We start from the raw sequence: 18564 nt of genomic DNA, 5'->3' as shown, positions 1-18564 counted from the left end.
CTGCTCCTTTAAATCCACGAATGGCGCGCCGGAAAGCGGCCGTTGAGGTAGTACTCGCCAATGGCGTGGTATTTCCAGCGCACCGGATCGTGCAACGTGTGGGTGCGTGCGTTACGCCAGTGACGATCGAGGCCGTGCTCCGCCAGCGTGGCGCGGCTGCCGGACCATTCGAACAGTTTTTCGCTGGCCAACAGCGCCACTTCCGTGGTCAGCACCTTGGCTTCGGCGACGGCGATCGACGCCGCTGCGGCGCTCTCGGCGGTCACCGGTCGGCGGTCGATCTCATCCAGCGTCCACGCCGCACGGCGCAACAGGGCGTTCGCCGCGCTCAGTTCCATGCTGAGCCGGCCGACGTCGGCCAGAATGTAGGGATCGTCAGCGTTGCGTTCGACGCCTGCGTCGATCCAGGGGCGAGAACGCTCGCGAATAAACTGGGTAGCCTCGTCCAGCGCGCCCTGCGCAATGCCGGCATCGATGGCGGCCTGAATCAGCTGGGAAACGGCGCCCTGAATCGTCGGTCTTTCTGCCAGCGGCAGCAGCGGGATCACATTGTCCGGATCGACCAGGACCTCACGCAGGCGCACCGTGCCGCTGGCGGTGGTGCGCTGCCCCATGCCGGACCAGTCATCGACGATCGCCAGGCCTGTCGCCGGGTGGGGGATCAATGCCAGTACCGGCTGTTGCCGATCGTCGAGTGCCTTGGCGGCGACGATATGGGCGAACAGCGCGCCGGTGGAGTAAAACTTGTCGCCGGTAAAGCGCAGGCCGTCTGCGGTTTGCCGTAAGCGGCTCTGCATATCCAGCGTGTGCTTGCTGTTTTTCTCTGGGCCACCGTTCCCGATGCGTTGGCCGGCCAGCACCGCCGCGAAAATACGCCGTTTCTGTTCTTCATTGCCGGCATCACGGATTAACTGAATCAGGCCGAAATGGTTTTGCGGAATTTGCCCCAGCGCCGGATCAACGGCGGAAATCAGGCGAAACACCTCCGCCAGCGTGGTAAAGGACAGTGCCGGTCCGCCGTATTCACGCGGGATGGAAATGCCACCGAGGCCAGATTGGGTAAACAGCGCCAGCTGTTGTAACGGATAGCGCCGTTGGCGGTCACGCAGTTGGGCTTCAGGCGCGGCGGCCGCGGCGACTTGCCGTGCTGCATCCAGCGCCTGTTGGTCGTCGACAATCCTGTGGGTCCGTTCTTCTGCGTGAGGGAAATTGGCCGCATCCGGCGCAGGCGAAACAGAAACAACCATAACGATGTCCTCAATACGGGAGACAGCAGTAAATAACGCGCCGCCGCGGGCATGGCGCGATGAAATATAATTAAAATTTAAATTGATACAGCGGTGGGGTACGAAGTGATAATAATAACTTGCAGGTTGCGGTGTAAAGCAAAGGCTTATTACAAATAGTCCATTACTTAGCGATTAATTAGCTTTGCGATAGGCGGGCGGTGATTTTCCCGCGCCGATAACCGGCAAGAGGGCTCTGCCCGCGCAGCCAGTGACGCACAGCTCATTCCAGTAGCTGAAACGGATGCGCTGTTTCAGCCGGTTATTCCACACATAACGCGTCATCGTTAATTCCTCCTCCGTGTCTGCTTAATAGAGATAACAGCTATTTTAAAACGGGTCGAATACGTTATTTCGCTTAGCTTTTGAGGTTTTCGGGATAATATTTTCACCACCGTCAGACTTTCTGCAAAAACGCCATCACGCCTCTGCGTTAGGCATAACGCAATGCGCGCCGGGTCAGGCCTGATTACAAAGAGGCTCCGCAAGGATACACTCAGCGCTGCCGGTTCCTCATGTGGGGGAGCGGCAGCGGACATTTTTCATGAGGGGTATTCGTGGTGGGCAAGCTTAATTTGGACCAGCTTCAGACCTTTGCTTTGGTGGTGAGGCAAGGGAGTTTTTCCGCCGCAGGGGACGTACTGGGGCTGAGCCAGCCCGCGGTCAGCTTGCAAATCCGGCAATTGGAACAGCGGCTGCAAGTTCGGCTGCTGGAGCGGGTCGCCAGGCGCGTACGGCCGACGTCCGCCGGTGAGGCGCTACTGGAACACATAAGCCGCATCAATGCGGCGGTGGATAATGCGCTGAGCGACATGGCCGGCCACGCGCAGGAGATTGCCGGCACCCTGACCCTGGGCACCGGTGCCACGGCCTGTATCCATCTGCTGCCGACGCTGCTGCGGGAGTTGAAACAGGCTTATCCTTTGTTGAACGTCGGGGTTCGCACCGGCAACACCGATGACATGGTGAAAGCGGTGGAAGAAAACCGCATCGACATCGCGCTGGTGACCTTTCCGGCCAATGGCCGCAGTTTGCAACTGACGCCGCTGTTGCAGGACGAGTTTGCCGTCATTTTCCCCGCAGACTCCCCCGATTTGCCTGCCACGTTCACCCCGCACACCCTGGGGGCGCTCCCGTGGGTGGCTTTTGAATCCGGCAGCAGCACCCGTCGCCTGATTGATGGCTGGTTCCTTGGCGCTGGGGTTAAACCGGTGCCGATAATGGAATTGGGCAGCATCGAGGCGATCAAAGAGATGGTTGCCGCCGGGCTTGGGTACAGCATTGTGCCGCGCATGGCGCTCTCCGGCATCCGGGGAGACTCTCTTACGCCCGCGCTTGAGCGCACTTTAGGCATCGTACTGCGCCAGGATAAGCCGCTGAGCAGGGCGCTGCAGAAGGTGATCGCCAGCCTGCACGCCTTGAAAAAATAACCTGTCGGTTACTGCCTCTCCGCCGTGCGGGCGGTTTTACCCGCGCGCATCACCCGCCAGCCAAAGTTCATGCCCGCCGCGGCAGTCAGAATGGCGGCAGCGCCCAATAGCTGCATCAGGCTGAGGCGGTGCCCGAATACCGCCCAGTCGACGATGATCGCCACCAGCGGGTAGATGAACGACAACGCGCCGACCAGGCTGGTGGGGATTTTCTGGATCGCGCCGTACAGCAGCGAAGACATCAGCCCGGTATGCACCAGGCCGATAGTCGCCAGCAGCAGCCAGGCATTGGCCGTTGACGGTAGGTGGGCCAGGCCGGCGAACGGCGCCAGCACGACTACCCCGACGCTGAGCTGGATCAACACGATCAAATGCGGCGGCACGGTTTTTAGCCCTTTGACGATCGCCGCCGCCACCGCATACATAAACGCGGCGCCCAGCGCCAACAGTACGCCGATAACGTAATCCGATCCTAAACCGCCCGCGCCGGGGCGGCCGGTAATAATCAGCAGCATGCCGCCAAAGGCCAGCAGCAGCCAACCCAGTTTATTCGCCGTCAGTTTCTCGCCAAAGAACAGCACGCCCAGCCCGACCAGCATAAAGGGCTGCACGTGATAGGTCACCGTGGCTACGGCGATAGAGGCATGGGCATAAGCGCCAAACAGCAGCGTCCAGTTCAGCACCAGCGCCATGCCGCCCAGTACCGCCACGGCGGCCTGGCGGCGGGTCAGCATGCCTTTTTTCAGCAGGCCGAGCAGGGCGCAGGCGATCAACATCGCAAGGGCGCCAAACGCGCAGCGCCAGAAAACCACCGTCGCCGCCGGTTGCCCCAGTGCGATCACCGGCCAGCCGACGGTGCCGGAGATCACCATCGCCAGAGTCATCTGTACTACGCCGCGGGTGTTTACCTTCATTTGCCTTCTCCCTGATTGAGTGCCGTGCTTGCCGCCGTCGACGAACACCATTAAAATGAACAACTGAACATTATGATGAACAGCTCGCAGTTGTTCGTCAAGTCGAACAAATGAACGTTATGGTGAACAATGAGCGATAATACCTTCACTAACGGCACGCCCATCGGCCTGCTTTCAGCCGCCATTCGCCGTGAACGCGAGCGGTTGGGGCTGTCGGTCACCGAACTGGCGCGCCGCGCCGGCATCGCAAAATCGACGCTTTCCCAATTGGAAACCGGCAGCGGCAACCCGAGCCTGGAAACCTTGTGGTCGCTGGCGATGGCCCTTGACGTACCCGTCAGCCGGTTAATCTCTCAACCGCGTCAGCATGTGCAGGTGATCCGCGCCAACGAAGGGGTCGCCACGGTTTCCGAACAGGCCAACTATGCCGCTACGTTGCTGGCAACCTGCCCGCCGGGGGCACAGCGCGATATTTACCGTTTGCGCGTTCAGCCGGGCGAAGCTCGGGTTTCACGCCCGCATATGCCGGGCACCATTGAGCACGTGATTATCAGCAGCGGCAGGGCGCGAATCGGGCCGACGGAGCAACCGGTGGAGTTGAGTGCGGGGGATTACATCAGTTACTCCGCCGATCGGGAGCATATATTTGAAGCTCTGGAGGCGGATACCACGGCGGTGATGCTGATTGAACAAGGCTAATCCGGCGCGGTAAAGCGCGCCGGACCTGGGCCTCAGTAATACAGGCGGGGTTCTGCAGATTCGATCATGCTGCGCAGCTTGGTCAGGGCAAATTTCAATTCGCTGCGGCTGGTTGGCGACATCAGCACGATGCGCACGGCACGGGTATGGCCGCTGCGTTCGGCCAGGAATTGCGTGCCGCTGGAGATATTCACTCCCTGGGCGCGCGCCAGATTGGCGAATTCATCGCTGGTCCAGGGCTCCGGCAGGTTGACCCAAATATGGTAACCGTAGGGCTGCGAAGCGACCTCCAGCCCGTGGAAAACCTCTGCGGCGATGGCCTGGCGCGCCGCCGCTTCTTGCCTCTGGGTCTGCAGCATTTCAGCCCCAATGCCGGAAGTGATGATATTGCTGGCCAGCTGCGCGATGAGCGGGGAAGGCATCCAGATGCTGGTTCGCACCATCGACGTCAGCCGCGACAAGGTTTCCGCCGGCGCATGCAGATAGCCGATGCGCAACGCCGGTGAGATGCTTTTCGACAGGCTGGTCAGGTACACCGAGCGTTCAGGGGCAAACGAAGACAGCGCCTCGACCGGCTCTGCGGTAAGAAAACCGTAAATATCGTCATCGAGAATGTAAAAATCGAACTCGCGGGCAATCTGCGCGATTTCGGCCCGTCTGGCGTTCGACATCACCACCGTAGTGGGGTTTTGGCAGCTCGCCACACAGATCAGCATCGCCGGTTTTTCCTGGCGGCACAGGGCTCTCAGCGAGTCGGGCACGATGCCCTCGCTATCCATTTCAACCCCGCGCAGCCGCCGCCCATTGCCGTGTACCAACGAGATAATGCCCGGATAACACAGCGCTTCGCACAGGACCAGGTCCTGGTGCGCCGTCAGGGCATTGATGGCGACCAGCAAACCGTGTTGAGCGCCGGCGGTCAACACCACTTGCTGCCAGTGTACGTCAGGCAAGAAACGCCGCAGCCAGCTGGCGCCGGCGTCGCGATGCGCCGGATGCCCGCCTTCCGGCGAATAGTCGAGCGCCAACCCCAGTTCCGGGCTGGCGACCAGATGCTCGAGCGCGGTGCGGATCCCCTGTTCCTGAGCCTGCACCTCCGGCTTGATCACCGACAGATCGATATGATCCCGCTGGGCGGAAGATGAAGGGCTGAAGTGCGGCAGGCGCGCGCTTTCCATGGCCCTTTCAGGCGTGGCCAGCACAAAGGTCCCGCGGCCCACTTCGCCCTGAACCAGCCCGCGCCGCGCCGCTTCTTCATAGGCGCGATTAACGGTGCCCGGCGTAACGGCCAGCGTCTGCGCCAACTCTTTCAATGTAGGCAAACGTGAACCGGCAGGCAGCACGCCGTTGTTGATGTCATTTTGCAGCGCATCTGCAATCAGCAAATACACCGGGGCATTTTTCTCACTGAAGCGCGGTGTCCACATAGACCCTCTGTATGCTTTGAATGGCTATCTCCACAGGCTTCCTGCACTGGCAACGTTGGCCGCAGGGCGGGGATAAGACGATTACAGTATAAGCCAGCCATTAAATTGATGTAATAAGTATTAACACAGAAAGAATTACACAGATACAATCGACTTAAATTGATTCGATTCAATTGATGCTATTTTCGAAGCGACGTTTGTTTATGAGTCTTCAAATTATTGTTTTTACGTTAATTTATCGGGTTTTTTCTTTTCTGGCATATTGCATCGATTTAATCGATGTGCATTGATAGGGGTAATGATGGACAGATTGCGACAGGATTTTTCTCTTTCGGCGGTAGTGGCAGGGGCCATTGCGGTGATAGTGTCTTACGCCGGCCCGTTGATCATCGTGTTTCAGGCCGCCAGTGCGGCGCACTTGCCCACGGAGGTGATCTCCTCCTGGATTTGGGCCATCTCCATCGGCAGCGGCATCACCGGGCTGATTTTAAGCTGGCGCCTGCGGGTGCCGGTGATCACCGCCTGGTCAACCCCCGGCGCGGCGCTGCTGGTCGGGTTATTGCCTGGGGTGACGATCAACGAGGCGGTAGGGGCTTATATCGTTTCCTCGCTCATTATCGCCGTCATAGGCCTGTCCGGCGCCTTCGATAAACTGATCGGCAAATTACCGCGCTCGATCGCCGCCGCCATGCTGGCCGGCATTTTATTCCACTTCGGCGCCGAGATGTTTGTCTCCATTCAGTTGCAACCGACGCTGGTCATGGCCATGTTCGTCACCTACCTGCTGTTTAAGCGGCTGCTGCCACGCTATGCCATCGTCGCGGTGCTGTTTGCCGGCGGTGCAGTGGCGGGCATGAGCGGCATGTTGAACAGCGGGGATATCGTCGTCAGCGTCGCGCATCCGGTTCTGATTACCCCGGCCTGGAGTTGGCACGCCATCATTAATATCGCACTGCCGCTTACGCTGGTAACGCTGACCGGTCAGTACGTACCCGGCATGGCGGTATTGCGTTCCTCCGGTTACGCCACGCCGGCCCGGCCGATCGTCTCGATGACCGCGATTGCCTCGGTGTTACTGGCGCCCTTTGGTTCGCACGGGGTGAATCTGGCGGCCATCACCGCCGCGATTTGCACCAGCGAAGAGGCACACCGCGAGAAAAGCAAACGCTACATCGCCGGCGTGGCCTGCGGGATTTTCTACATTGTGATGGGGATTTTCGGCGCGACGCTGGCCTCGGTGTTTACCGCATTGCCCAAGGAACTGATTATCTCGCTGGCCGGGCTGGCGCTGTTTGGCGCAATCAGCACCGGGCTGACCGGTGCAATGGCCGACGAGAAGCAGCGGGAAGCGGCGTTAATCACGTTCCTGGTCACGGCGTCCGGCATGAACTTTTTAGGCATGGCGTCGGTATTCTGGGGGTTGATCTTCGGGCTGGCCGCGCACTTCTCCCTGACTCTGCTTTCCGGTCGCCGTCCGGTGCTGGCCAGGTAGTCTTTCGTGAGCGTCCCGGCTTGTCGCCGGGACGTGACAGCGCGGATCAATAGGTGTGGAAATAGTCCTGGATCACCTGCGGGTTATGGGTTTTGGTCAGCGCCAGCATCAGCAGAATGCGTGATTTAGCCGGGTTGAGCGAGTCGGAAACCAGGCCGGGCTGACCGGCATCCTCCGGGACAATACCGCTGCCGGTGCGGCTGGCGCGAACGACCAGCACGCCGGCTTTTTCCGCTTTTTCGATCCCGGCCGAGCTACGCACCGACACCGAACCGGCACCGGTGCCGGCATAAACAATCCCGTCTACCTTGTGCTGAATGGCGGCGTCATACATGTATTCAGGATCGTCCTGATAACCGTAAATAATGTCGACTTTCGGCAGTGCGCTGACATTGCGCACGTCAAACACCGAACGGGTGGTATGAATTTTATCCACCCGGGTTTCAAAGTAAGGTTTGCCGCCGACAATCACCCCCAAATAGCCTTCCTCCGGCGCCTTGAACGTGTCCAGCGTGGTGGCGTTGGTTTTGGTGCTGAAGCGGGCGGAACCAATGCGATCGTTCAGCACCACCATGACGCCGCGGCCTGCAGCCTGTTTATCGGCGGCGACGGTCACCGCATCCAGCAGGTTCATCGGGCCGTCGGCGCTGATGGCGGTCGCCGGGCGCATGGCGGCCGTGAACACCACCGGTTTGTCGCTTTTTACCGTCAGGTTAAGGAAGTAGGGCGATTCGTCCAGCGTATCGGTGCCGTGGGTGATCACCACGCCGGCGACGTCATCGCGCGCCAGCAGTTCGTTGACGCGTTTTGACAGCTTGAGCAGGATCTCGCTGGTCATGTTTTCACTGCCGATATTGGCAATCTGCTCGCCGTCCACCCGGGCGACTTTCTGCATTTCCGGCACTGCGGCAATCAAGGTATCCACCCCGAGCGCCCCGGCTTTGTAGCCGGTGGTTTGGGTATTGGAAGCAGCCGAGCCGGCAATGGTGCCGCCGGTGGCCAAAATAACGATGTGCGGTAACTCACCGGCGGCGGTCGCCGCATTGGCGCACCCTAAGGTCAATAAAAAAAATGCCACTCTAATTATTTGAAACATAGCGCTACCCCTGATTAGAAAGCCAAATTAGGCGGAGTAGGCAAAGCAAAAAAGGTGCCAGTTAAGCGACGGGCGCAAATAGCGGGAAAGCGGGCGGGTCAAGGTGGGTATTGCACCCGGCGCGGGAGCGCCCCGCACCAGAATAGATCTCTTTTCAGCGTTGCGGCCCCAGGCCGTGGGTGAGCAAGGTAATGGCATGCCGGGCAATGTCTTCGGCGCGCAACGGGCTGAGGGCGTTATCGCGCTGCCATTTTGACGCCGTGGCTAACGGCAGCAGCGTCATGCCAAACAGGGTGACAATCAGCAGGGACGGCTCCAGATCGGCATGCAGCTTGCCTTCCTTCTGCCAACGTACGATGGACTGCATCGCCGTTTTGCGCTGTTTGTCGCCGAAACGCTCGTCCATCCGCTGCTTCAATACGCCGCTGTCGCTCATCACTTCGCGCAACCACAACGGGGCGAACCACGGATGGGCGATGGAAATATCGATAAACCGTTGCGCCAGCTCAGTGAAGGCCGCTACCGGATCGTCTTCGTTGGCGTCGAAAACGCCGCCGGCGGCAATTCTCACCGGCAGGAAACGCTCGTCAATCAGCACATCGAGCAGTTGTTCGCGGTTGTGAAAGTAGTAGTGCAGCATCGCCGGGGTAACGCCAGCCTCGCGGGCAATGGCGTTCAGCGACGTATCGGCAATGCCCTGGCGAGCGAACAAATTCAACGCAGTGTCGAGCAGGTGTTCCCGTTTCTCTGCCCCGTTGGCCGCGCCGCTGGGCCTGCCTGGGCGGCGTGGAGAGGTGGGTTTCTTAACGTTTTGTGCTGTCATCGCGGCGAGATCCATTGACCGGAGAAAAGAATAACTCATATATTAATTACTCAATTAATTAATTACAAGCGGACTCACTCGAATGGGCATTGATAACACAGCAGGCCACGAAGATAACGGCAGGGCGTCCGAACAGGCGCCCTCGATCCGTTTGCTGTTCTCCGCGCTGCTGCTGGTGATGCTGCTGGCGGCACTCGATCAGACCATAGTCTCGACCGCGCTGCCGACCATCGTCGGCGAGTTCGGCGGGTTGGAGAATTTGTCCTGGGTCGTGACGGCCTATCTGCTGGCATCGACCATCGTGGTGCCGCTGTATGGCAAGTTCGGCGATCTGTTCGGGCGCAAGATCGTGCTGCAAATCGCCATCGTGGTGTTTTTGCTCGGTTCGGCGCTGTGCGGGCTGGCGCAGAACATGACGCAATTGATCCTGATGCGCGCGTTGCAAGGGCTGGGTGGCGGCGGTTTGTTGGTGGTGACCATGGCGGTGGTGGGCGACGTGATCCCACCGGCCGATCGCGGGCGTTACCAGGGGCTGTTCGGCGGGGTATTTGGCCTGGCGACGGTGATCGGGCCGCTGATCGGCGGGCTGCTGGTGCAGCATTTCTCCTGGCGCTGGATTTTCTATATCAATCTGCCGCTGGGGGTTTTCGCCCTGTTGGTGATCGGCGCGGTATTCCAGTCGCGGGTCAACCGGGTCAAACACGAAATCGACTATCTGGGGGCGGCTTATCTCGCCTCGGCTTTGACCTGCATCATCCTCTTCACCAGCCAGGGCGGCACGGTCATGGCCTGGTCGGACGGCCAGCTGTGGTGCATTCTGGCCTTTGGGCTGGTGTCGCTGGGCGGGTTTATCTACGAAGAGCGGCTGGCGAGCGAGCCGATCATTCCGCTGGGGCTGTTTCGTAATCGCACCTTCGTATTGTGCAGCCTGATCGGTTTTATCATCGGCATGTCGCTGTTTGGTTCGGTGACCTTCCTGCCGCTGTATTTGCAGGTGGTGAAAGACTCGACGCCTTCGCAGGCCGGGATGCAGCTGTTGCCGCTGATGGGCGGCATTATGATCAGCTCGATCGTCAGCGGCAGGCTGATCAGCAAAAGGGGCAAATACCGTATCTTCCCGATTATCGGCACCCTGTGCGCGTTGGCAGGCATGATCCTGCTCGGCACGCTGACAAATTCGACGCCGGTGCGCCAGTTGTATCTCTATATCAGCCTGTTGGGGCTGGGATTGGGCATGGTGATGCAGGTGATGATTCTGGCGGCGCAAAACAGCGTAGCGCCGCAGCATATGGGGGTCGCGACCTCCAGCGCCACGTTGTTCCGCTCGATTGGCGGTTCGATCGGCGTGGCGGTGTTTGGCGCCATTTTTACCAACGTGCTGCACAGCCGCCTGGCCGTATTGTTGCCGCAGGACGCGCAGTTGCCGCGTTCTCTGGGCGCGGCGGCGGTACACCATTTGCCGGCGGCCTTGCAGCAAGACTATCTGCAAGCCTTCGGCGGGGCGATCCACTCGGTGTACCAGATTGCCGCCTGTGTGATGGTGCTGGCCTTTGCGCTGACCTGGCTGCTGAAAGAGGTGCCGCTGAGGCAAAAATAGGGCGTTTCTCATGCTTTGCGAAGGACTTTTACCGAATCCTTACGTAACCCTGTCAGACGAAAAATACCAGAGTCTATATATTGAGAATAAACGTTCTCAATAGGATAGATACTCGATGCAGAGGAAACAGATTTTTCTTGCCAGCCTGGCGTTATTGCTGGCCGCCTGTGACGGCAAACCCGGCGGAGCCCCGATGGGAGCAGGCGGCACGCCGGAGGTTGGGGTTGCGACGCTGCACGGGCAACCGGTCACGCTGAGCAGCGATTTGAGCGGCAGGGTGAACGCCACCATGACGTCGGACGTACGTCCGCAGGTTGACGGCATTATCAAACAGCGCCTGTTTACCGAAGGGGCCGAGGTAAAAGCCGGCCAGATACTGTATCAAATCGATCCCGCCACCTATCAGGCCAGTTATAACCAGGCTGCCGCCCAGTTGAAAAGCGCGCAGGCCACGGTCAAATCCAGCCGCCTGAAGGCGCAACGTTACGCGGCGCTGGTGAAAGAGAATGGCGTCTCCAAACAGGATGCGGACGATGCGATGGCGACCTATCTGCAAGCGGTCGCTTCCGTCGACCAGTATCAGGCGGCGCTGGAGACCACCAAAATCAATCTCGCTTATACCCAGGTGCGCGCGCCGATTTCCGGCCGCATCGGCATTTCCTCGGTGACGCCGGGCGCGCTGGTGACCGCCAGCCAGACCGATGCGCTGGCCACCATTCGCGCGCTGGATCCCATTTATGTCGATCTCACGCAGTCCAGCAGCCAGTTGCTCAGGTTGCGCAAACTGCAGGCGTCCTTAAAACGTGACGATGTCACACCGGTCGCCATCCAGCTTGAAGACGGCACGCCTTATGCGCATGACGGCAAACTGGAACTGACGGAAGTGTCGGTGGATGAGTCTACCGGCTCCGTTACGCTACGCGCCGTATTCCCTAACCCGGAGCATGAATTGCTGCCGGGCATGTACGTGCGCGCCAGAGTCGATAACGGCGTCGATCCCAAAGGCATCCTCGCGCCGCAGCAGGGCATCACCCGCAATGCCAAAGGGGAAGCTACTGCGCTGGTGGTGAATGCGCAAAACAAGGTGGAACAGCGCACGGTCACCACCGAACGGGTGATCGGCAGCAACTGGCTGGTGAGCAAAGGGCTGAACGACGGCGATCGCCTGATCGTCGAAGGCACCAATAAGGTGGCCGCCGGGGCCGACGTTAAAGCGGTTGAAGTGCAAAAGCAGACACAAACGGCTAACGGCGGGGAGCAGTAATCATGGCGCAGTTCTTTATTCGGCGGCCGGTGTTTGCCTGGGTGATCGCGATCATCATCATGCTGTGTGGCCTGATGTCGATCAACTCGCTGCCCATTTCGCAATATCCGGACGTCTCCCCACCGCAGATCGCCATTTCGGCGACCTATCCGGGCGCTGATGCGGAGACCCTGGAAAACAGCGTGACGCAGGTCATTGAGCAGCAGCTCACCGGCCTGGACGGCCTGCTGTATTTCTCGTCGACCAGCAGTTCCAACGGTTCGGTAAGCATCAACGTGACCTTCGATCAGGGTACCGATCCGGACATCGCCCAGGTGCAGGTGCAAAACAAGGTGCAGCAGGCGGAAAGCCGCTTGCCGTCGGAGGTCACCTCGCAAGGGGTCACGGTCAAGAAATCGCAGAACAGCTTTTTGCTGATCGTCGGTCTGTACGATGAGACCGACAAGGCGACGATGGCCGATATCTCCGACTATCTGGTCAGTAACCTGCAAGATCCGCTGTCGCGCATTAACGGCGTGGGCGACGTGCAGGTGTTCGGCTCGGAATACGCCATGCGTATCTGGCTGAACCCGACCAAACTGGCGTCCTATTCGCTGATGCCGTCCGATGTGGAGACGGCGATTGAGGCGCAGAACACCCAGGTTTCTGCGGGTAAGGTCGGCGATCTGCCGGCCGGCGCCGATCAGCAATTGACCGCCACGGTCAAGGCGCAATCCCGGCTGCAAACGCCGGAGCAATTTCGCAATATCATCCTGAAAAGCGACAGCAGCGGAGCCCTGGTGCGCCTGGGCGACGTAGCGCGGGTTGAACTGGGCAATGAGGATTACTCTTCCAGCGCACGCCTGAACGGCCACCCGGCGGCGGGTATCGCGGTCAAACTGGCCGCCGGGGCCAATGCGCTCAACACCGCCAAACTGGTCAAGGCCAAGGTAGCGGAATACCAGTCATCCATGCCGGAGGGCTACAAGGTCGCATATCCGAAAGACAGCACCGACTTTATCAACATCTCGATTGAAGAAGTGGTTAAGACGCTGTTCGAAGCGGTGGTGCTGGTGGTGATCGTGATGTTCATCTTCCTGCAGAACCTGCGTACGACGCTGATCCCGACCATTACCGTGCCGGTGGTGCTGCTCGGCACCTTTGGCGTGCTGGCGGTGTTCGGTTATTCGATCAACACCCTGACGCTGTTTGGCATGGTACTGGCCATCGGGCTGTTGGTGGATGACGCCATCGTGGTGGTGGAGAACGTCGAGCGCGTGATGCGCGAAGAAAAACTGCCGCCGCGCGAAGCGACGGAAAAGTCGATGAAAGAGATCACCGGCGCGTTGGTGGGCATTGCGATGGTGCTGTCTGCGGTATTTCTGCCGATGGCGTTCTTCGGCGGCTCCACCGGGGTAATCTATCGCCAATTCTCCGTCACTATCGTCTCTTCCATGGCGCTTTCGGTGATCCTGGCGCTGACGCTGGCACCGGCGCTGTGCGCCACGCTGCTCAAACCCGCGCATGAGGAACTGACCGGCAAAGGCCTGCTGGGCAAATTCAACCGGGGTTATGACCGGCTGCAGGCGAAGTACGCCGACAAGGTCGGCATGGTGATCCACCGCCCAATGCGTTACCTGCTGATGTACGGCCTGTTGCTGATCGCAGCCGCGGTCATGTATATGCGCCTGCCGACCGGTTTCCTGCCTAACGAAGATCAGGGGATGGTGATGGTGCAGTATACGCTGCCGGCCGGCGCTACCGACGCCCGCACCTCGGTGGTCAGCGACGAGGTGAAGGATTACTTCCTCACCAATGAGAAGGCCAACGTCAATACCATCTTTACCATTAACGGCTTTGGTTTTAGCGGCAGCGGCCAGAACGCCGGCATGGCCTTCGTCAGCCTCAAGGACTGGAGCCTGCGCAGCGGCAGCGAGAATACCGCTGATGCGATTGCCAAGCGCGCCATGGGGCACTTTGCCGGCATTCGCGATGCCCAGGTGTTTTCGATGAGCCCGCCGTCGATCGACGGTTTTGGTCAGTCCAACGGGTTCACCTTCGAGCTGCAGGCCAAAGGCGCAACGACCCGTGCGGAGTTGCAGGCGATGCGTGACCAAATCATTGCCGCCGCCGGTAATAATTCGGGCCTGATCGCCGTGCGCGCCAACACCTTGCCGGATACCCCGCAGCTGCAGGTGGATATCGATAATGACAAGCTGCAAGCGTTGGGCCTGAGCGCCGGCGACGTCAGCAGCACGCTCACCAGTTCTTTCGGCAGCACCTATGTTAACGACTTTATCGACCGCAACCGGGTGAAGAAAGTCTATATGCAGGGGGATGTGGCGTTCCGCTCAAAACCTGAGGATCTGGATAAATGGTTTGTGCGCGGCAGCTCAACCAGCACCAGTTCCGGCACGAGCACAACCTCGACCAGCATGACGCCGTTCTCGGCCTTTGCCTCATCCCGCTGGATCTACGGGCCGGAAAACCTGTCGCGTTATAACGGGCTTTCGTCGTTCGAAATCACCGGCGAAGGCGCTCCGGGCACCAGTTCCGGCACCGCGATGGATGAAATGGAAAAGCTGGCGGCGAAGTTCTCCGCAGGCAGCAGCTACTCCTGGAGCGGGCTGTCTTATCAGGAACGCCTGACCAGCGGCCAGGCGGGATCGCTGTACGCCATCGCGCTATTGGTGGTGTTCCTGTGCCTGGCGGCATTGTATGAGAGCTGGTCGATCCCGTTCGCGGTCATGATGGTGGTGCCGATGGGCGTGGTGGGCTCGCTATTGGCGGTCACGCTGCGCGGTCTCGAAAACGACATCTACTTCCAGGTGGCGCTGTTGACCATTATTGGCCTGTCGGCCAAGAACGCCATTCTGATCGTGGAATTTGCCGAAGAGAAGTACCGGCACGGAGAAACGCTGATCGCCTCGGCGGTCGAAGCATCCCGTATGCGCTTGCGGCCGATCCTGATGACGTCGCTGGCGTTTACCGCCGGGGTATTGCCGCTGGCGATTTCCACCGGCGCCGGCGCCAACAGCCGAATTGCCATTGGCACCGGGATTATCGGCGGCACCCTTACCGCGACGCTATTGGCGATCTTCTTTGTTCCTTTGTTCTACGTTTTGGTACGCCGGGTATTTGCACGTAAACCTGTCGTCGCCAAACAGGTAGCAAGCACCACGCCACAGGCAGGAGAATAATGTGCTGCAACGTTTGATAACTCTGACATTCCCCCTGTTGCTGGCAGGCTGTATTTCACTGGATCCGGACTATCAGCGGCCACAGGCGCCGGTGCCGGCAAACCTGCCGCAAGGTGCCGCCTATGCCGCGCCCAGCGATAAGCTTTCGCTGAGCTACCCGGATATCCCGTGGCGCGATTATGTGGTGGATGCGCGGCTGCGGCAGGTGGTGGCGATGGGGCTGAGCAGCAGCCGTGATCTGCGTGAAGCGATCGCCAACATTGAATCGGCGCGGGCGTTGTACGGCGAACAGCGTTCCGAACTGTTCCCGACCATCAACGCCGGCGTGGACGGCACGCGCTCACGCTCTTTGACCGGCAACGGCAATGCGACCGCGATCGGCCAGAGCTACGAAGCCAGCGCCAGCACCAGTTCATTTGAGTTGGATCTGTTCGGTAAAAACCGCAGCCTGTCGCGCGCAAAATTCGAGTCCTATCTGGCGGAGTCCGAGGCGGCGAAAAGTACGCGCCTGACGCTGATTGCCGATATCGTCACCGACTGGGTGAACGTGGCGGCGGAACGCAGCCTGTTGAAGGCGGCCCAAGACACGATGGAAAGCGCCAGGCTGTCGCTGGAAGTGACGCGTAAAAACCAGCAAAACGGCATTTTGTCGATGGTGGATGTGGCTTCGGCGGACACGGTTTATCAGCAGGCCCGCTCAGACGTCGCCAGCTACACCACCAGCGCCGCGCAGGCGAAAAACGCGCTGGATCTGGTGGTGGGGCAAAGCGTGCCCGAAAGCCTGTTGCCGAACGGGATCGAGGCGCTGTCCGGCATCATGAAAGACATGCCGGCCAATGTGTCGTCGCAGGTGCTGCTGAACCGGCCGGACGTGCTGGAAGCCGAGCATAATCTGAAGTCGGCCAACGCCAGCATCGGTTCCGCGCGCGCGGCGTTCTTCCCGTCGATCAGCCTGACGGCCAGCGGCGGGGTGGGCAGCGGGGAGCTGTCGTCTCTGTTCAGCAAGGGAGCCGGCGTCTGGTCCTTTGCGCCGAGCATCAGCCTGCCGATTTTCACCGGCGGCTATAATACCTCGCAGCTCAACTACACCAAGGCGCAAAAGGATCTGTACGTCGCCACCTATGAAAAAGCGGTGCAGACGGCGTTCCAGGAAACTGCCGATGCGCTGGCGCGCAAAGGCACCATTGGGGAGCAACTGGCGGCGCAGACCGGCTACGTAGCCGCTTCGCGGGAGTATTATCGCCTGGCCGAACTGCGTTATCGCCACGGCGTGGATACCTACCTGAACATGCTGGACGCGCAGCGGACGCTGTACACCGCCCGCCAGTCGTTGATCGGCGCGCAGCAAACGCAGTACCAGAATCTGATTACGCTGTATAAGGTGCTGGGTGGCGGTATTACGGCGGAGAAGCAAGGGGACAGCGTGGTCGCCAATAGCGCGACCCTGACCCGTTAAACTTATTCGCAATCAATAAACCTATTACGCAGGGTGGTGTTATCACCCTGCGTTTTTATATTTATCCGGTGAGGGAAATGTAAAGAAAAGGAAAATAACCCCGACCGGCAGAACTCGACCCAATAAGAAAGGTCAGAACAATATCGCATCTTTCCCGCGGCCAAATATATTGAGGTTGAAATGGACAGTGATATTCAGCAACAAGTGATTTCCGTTATCGACAGATATAATGCGCCCGCATTTCTTAAAAAGGGCATTGCCGTCACTCTGAATACCGAGATAAACAAGGAGCTTAACCTGACCTTGCCAATGTCGCAGACGCTGATGAGCGGCTACTTCGACACCTTCGGCATAGATAACAGCAATTACAATCACGAGTTGTATTTCCGGCAGGAGACAAAGTCGGGAATATTGTTCTCCGGCTCACCCCGCCGCATGAATAACTGGGATCTGGAGATGGAAAGGATCCGGCCGCTGTATGTTTACATGCTGGTACGTTCCGCCCGGGCTAAACGCTGGCTGTATGATATCCATTTTCTGATTGAACAATTAAAATGAAGCGAAACCGGGGCGGATTATTTTCTGTTTCCAGACGCTAAATTAACGCCGCCGGGAAATAGAGGCTTTGCGCTGTTTTGGGCCCGCATATCCGATTGCGGGCCTTTTTTACGCCGGGTTTATTGTTCCAACACCTCAGCAAATTTCGCCAGCCACTGCGGATGCGCCGGCCAGGCTGGGGCGGTCACCAGATTGCCGTCGACGTGGGCCTGATCGATGCCGATATCCGCATAATGCCCGCCGGCTAACTGCACTTCGGGGGCGCAGGCCGGGTAGGCGCTGCAGGTGCGGCCTTTCAACACGTTGGCGGCGGCCAGCAGTTGCGGGCCGTGGCACACGGCAGCTATAGGTTTGCGTGCGGCGTCAAAAGCCTGCACCAATTTGATCACCTGTGGGTTGAGGCGCAGATATTCGGGCGCTCTGCCGCCGGGGATCAGCAGGGCGTCATAATCCTCCTCCCGTGCGGCGGCAAAATCGGCATTCAGGATAAAGCGGTGGCCGGGTTTCTCACTGTAGGTCTGCGCGCCGTCAAAATCATGGATCGCCGTCATGATGTAGTCGCCTTTGACTTTATCGGGGCAGACGGCATCTACCTGGTGACCAATCATCTGCAATGCCTGAAACGGCACCATGGTTTCGTAATCTTCGGCATAGTCGCCGACCAGCATCAGGATCTTTTTCTTGCTCATGAGGACGTTCTCCGGGGGGGGAAAGGATCCCTAACATATAGCTTATGCGGGCAGGGAGCGCGAACCAGAATCAAGGCAGCGGCCTGCCTTCTCTGCGGTACCGCGTCATACGGTTGGAAAACGGCCCGCAGGTATTATTTTACTCGCACCATGAAAGCAACCTTACAGGCATTGATTAAGATATTTTTGATGAAATATTCTTTTCAAGAAGATAAATAAATTAAATATAACAACATAATCATGTTGTTAGTGTGGTTATTTTTAATGCAGCATATTTATGCCGGCCAGGTTGCTTGCATATACCTACTGGTATCCTATATTAAAGTTTCTGTTGGGAATAGGTATGCGGCGTGTTAATTTTCTTCGCGGGAAATCCGTGTCAAAAAAAACACCCAGCCATTACAATGCATTATTATTAATCCGCTAATAATATATATTGCTTGCATGCATTAGCGGGTATGAACATGCCAAATCATATTTATCAATACGTAACGGGTTCATAAATCAACCCGCAGATAAATATTGTCAATTTATCTTGGCAATCATACCACACTAAATATCAGCGACGATATTTTATCGTTTATTCCTGCTTGCAGGTATTTAGCGTGGATTTTGTTTTTTAGATAATTTCAAACTCAGGAGTTTTATTGCGCA

General features: G+C 58.6%; 15 protein-coding genes. 8 read left to right on the top strand and 7 right to left on the bottom strand.

Annotated elements, in window-relative coordinates; translation table 11 throughout:
* Positions 1 to 8: 8 nt before the first annotated feature.
* The gene (locus tag JK621_RS11325; RefSeq protein WP_212559875.1) at positions 9 to 1247 is read right to left on the bottom strand and encodes an SfnB family sulfur acquisition oxidoreductase; all 1239 of its coding nucleotides are present in this window, start codon (positions 1245 to 1247) and stop codon (positions 9 to 11) included.
* Positions 1248 to 1421: 174 nt separating this feature from the next.
* Entirely contained in the window at positions 1422 to 1571 is a 150-nt protein-coding gene (locus JK621_RS11320) for a hypothetical protein (protein ID WP_212559874.1), read from the bottom strand.
* Positions 1572 to 1846: 275 nt separating this feature from the next.
* Between JK621_RS11320 and JK621_RS11315 the strand changes: the two genes are divergently transcribed.
* Positions 1847 to 2716, top strand: a complete 870-nt coding sequence (locus tag JK621_RS11315; RefSeq protein WP_212559873.1) for a LysR family transcriptional regulator — start codon at positions 1847 to 1849, stop codon at positions 2714 to 2716.
* 8 nt (positions 2717 to 2724) lie between these two features.
* On the opposite strand, the gene JK621_RS11310 is transcribed toward JK621_RS11315, so the two are convergent.
* Entirely contained in the window at positions 2725 to 3630 is a 906-nt protein-coding gene (locus JK621_RS11310) for a DMT family transporter (RefSeq protein WP_212559872.1), read from the bottom strand.
* A gap of 129 nt (positions 3631 to 3759) precedes the next feature.
* On the opposite strand from JK621_RS11310, the gene JK621_RS11305 reads away from it, so the two are divergent.
* On the top strand, positions 3760 to 4329 hold the full coding sequence (locus JK621_RS11305) for a helix-turn-helix domain-containing protein (RefSeq protein ID WP_212559871.1): 570 nt from the start codon (positions 3760 to 3762) through the stop codon (positions 4327 to 4329).
* A 32-nt stretch (positions 4330 to 4361) separates the two neighbouring features.
* Here JK621_RS11305 and JK621_RS11300 read toward each other — a convergent pair whose 3' ends face one another.
* Entirely contained in the window at positions 4362 to 5756 is a 1395-nt protein-coding gene (locus JK621_RS11300; protein ID WP_212559870.1) for a PLP-dependent aminotransferase family protein, read from the bottom strand.
* 298 nt (positions 5757 to 6054) lie between these two features.
* Between JK621_RS11300 and JK621_RS11295 the strand changes: the two genes are divergently transcribed.
* Entirely contained in the window at positions 6055 to 7248 is a 1194-nt protein-coding gene (locus tag JK621_RS11295; protein WP_249337178.1) for a benzoate/H(+) symporter BenE family transporter, read from the top strand.
* Between the two features lie 46 nt (positions 7249 to 7294).
* Here the strand turns inward: JK621_RS11295 and JK621_RS11290 are convergent, their stop codons facing one another.
* Complete coding sequence (locus JK621_RS11290; RefSeq protein WP_212559869.1) at positions 7295 to 8344, bottom strand: type II asparaginase; 1050 nt, start codon at positions 8342 to 8344, stop codon at positions 7295 to 7297.
* A 154-nt stretch (positions 8345 to 8498) separates the two neighbouring features.
* Entirely contained in the window at positions 8499 to 9206 is a 708-nt protein-coding gene (locus tag JK621_RS11285; protein ID WP_212559868.1) for a TetR/AcrR family transcriptional regulator, read from the bottom strand.
* A gap of 43 nt (positions 9207 to 9249) precedes the next feature.
* Here JK621_RS11285 and JK621_RS11280 point away from each other — a divergent pair, with 43 nt between their 5' ends.
* From JK621_RS11280 to JK621_RS11260, 5 genes are all read left to right on the top strand, one after another.
* A complete protein-coding gene (locus JK621_RS11280) occupies positions 9250 to 10764 on the top strand; it encodes an MDR family MFS transporter (protein ID WP_212559867.1) in 1515 nt (504 codons plus the stop codon).
* A gap of 115 nt (positions 10765 to 10879) precedes the next feature.
* A complete protein-coding gene (locus JK621_RS11275) occupies positions 10880 to 12028 on the top strand; it encodes an efflux RND transporter periplasmic adaptor subunit (RefSeq protein WP_212559866.1) in 1149 nt (382 codons plus the stop codon).
* Positions 12029 to 12030: 2 nt separating this feature from the next.
* A complete protein-coding gene (locus JK621_RS11270) occupies positions 12031 to 15207 on the top strand; it encodes an efflux RND transporter permease subunit (RefSeq protein WP_212559865.1) in 3177 nt (1058 codons plus the stop codon).
* 1 nt (position 15208) lies between these two features.
* Positions 15209 to 16663, top strand: coding sequence for an efflux transporter outer membrane subunit (locus JK621_RS11265; RefSeq protein WP_212559864.1), 1455 nt, complete (start codon positions 15209 to 15211; stop codon positions 16661 to 16663).
* Positions 16664 to 16843: 180 nt separating this feature from the next.
* Complete coding sequence (locus JK621_RS11260) at positions 16844 to 17221, top strand: DUF1493 family protein (protein ID WP_212559863.1); 378 nt, start codon at positions 16844 to 16846, stop codon at positions 17219 to 17221.
* Between the two features lie 119 nt (positions 17222 to 17340).
* On the opposite strand, the gene JK621_RS11255 is transcribed toward JK621_RS11260, so the two are convergent.
* Positions 17341 to 17910 (bottom strand): DJ-1/PfpI family protein, encoded by a 570-nt coding sequence (locus tag JK621_RS11255; protein WP_004944657.1) that lies wholly within the window; start codon positions 17908 to 17910, stop codon positions 17341 to 17343.
* Positions 17911 to 18564 lie beyond the last annotated feature (654 nt).

Source organism: Serratia plymuthica (genome assembly GCF_018336935.1).
GTDB lineage: Bacteria > Pseudomonadota > Gammaproteobacteria > Enterobacterales > Enterobacteriaceae > Serratia > Serratia plymuthica_B.
This window is presented reverse-complemented; position numbering and strand designations above follow the sequence as displayed.

Coding starts and splice junctions, on each gene's coding strand:
- JK621_RS11325 (WP_212559875.1), bottom strand. CDS start 1,247: ATGGTTGTTTCTGTTTCGCCTGCGCCGGATGCGGCCAATTTCCCTCAC.
- JK621_RS11320 (WP_212559874.1), bottom strand. CDS start 1,571: ATGACGCGTTATGTGTGGAATAACCGGCTGAAACAGCGCATCCGTTTC.
- JK621_RS11310 (WP_212559872.1), bottom strand. CDS start 3,630: ATGAAGGTAAACACCCGCGGCGTAGTACAGATGACTCTGGCGATGGTG.
- JK621_RS11305 (WP_212559871.1), top strand. CDS start 3,760: ATGAGCGATAATACCTTCACTAACGGCACGCCCATCGGCCTGCTTTCA.
- JK621_RS11300 (WP_212559870.1), bottom strand. CDS start 5,756: ATGTGGACACCGCGCTTCAGTGAGAAAAATGCCCCGGTGTATTTGCTG.
- JK621_RS11295 (WP_249337178.1), top strand. CDS start 6,055: ATGATGGACAGATTGCGACAGGATTTTTCTCTTTCGGCGGTAGTGGCA.
- JK621_RS11290 (WP_212559869.1), bottom strand. CDS start 8,344: ATGTTTCAAATAATTAGAGTGGCATTTTTTTTATTGACCTTAGGGTGC.
- JK621_RS11285 (WP_212559868.1), bottom strand. CDS start 9,206: ATGAGTTATTCTTTTCTCCGGTCAATGGATCTCGCCGCGATGACAGCA.
- JK621_RS11280 (WP_212559867.1), top strand. CDS start 9,250: ATGGGCATTGATAACACAGCAGGCCACGAAGATAACGGCAGGGCGTCC.
- JK621_RS11275 (WP_212559866.1), top strand. CDS start 10,880: ATGCAGAGGAAACAGATTTTTCTTGCCAGCCTGGCGTTATTGCTGGCC.
- JK621_RS11270 (WP_212559865.1), top strand. CDS start 12,031: ATGGCGCAGTTCTTTATTCGGCGGCCGGTGTTTGCCTGGGTGATCGCG.
- JK621_RS11260 (WP_212559863.1), top strand. CDS start 16,844: ATGGACAGTGATATTCAGCAACAAGTGATTTCCGTTATCGACAGATAT.
- JK621_RS11255 (WP_004944657.1), bottom strand. CDS start 17,910: ATGAGCAAGAAAAAGATCCTGATGCTGGTCGGCGACTATGCCGAAGAT.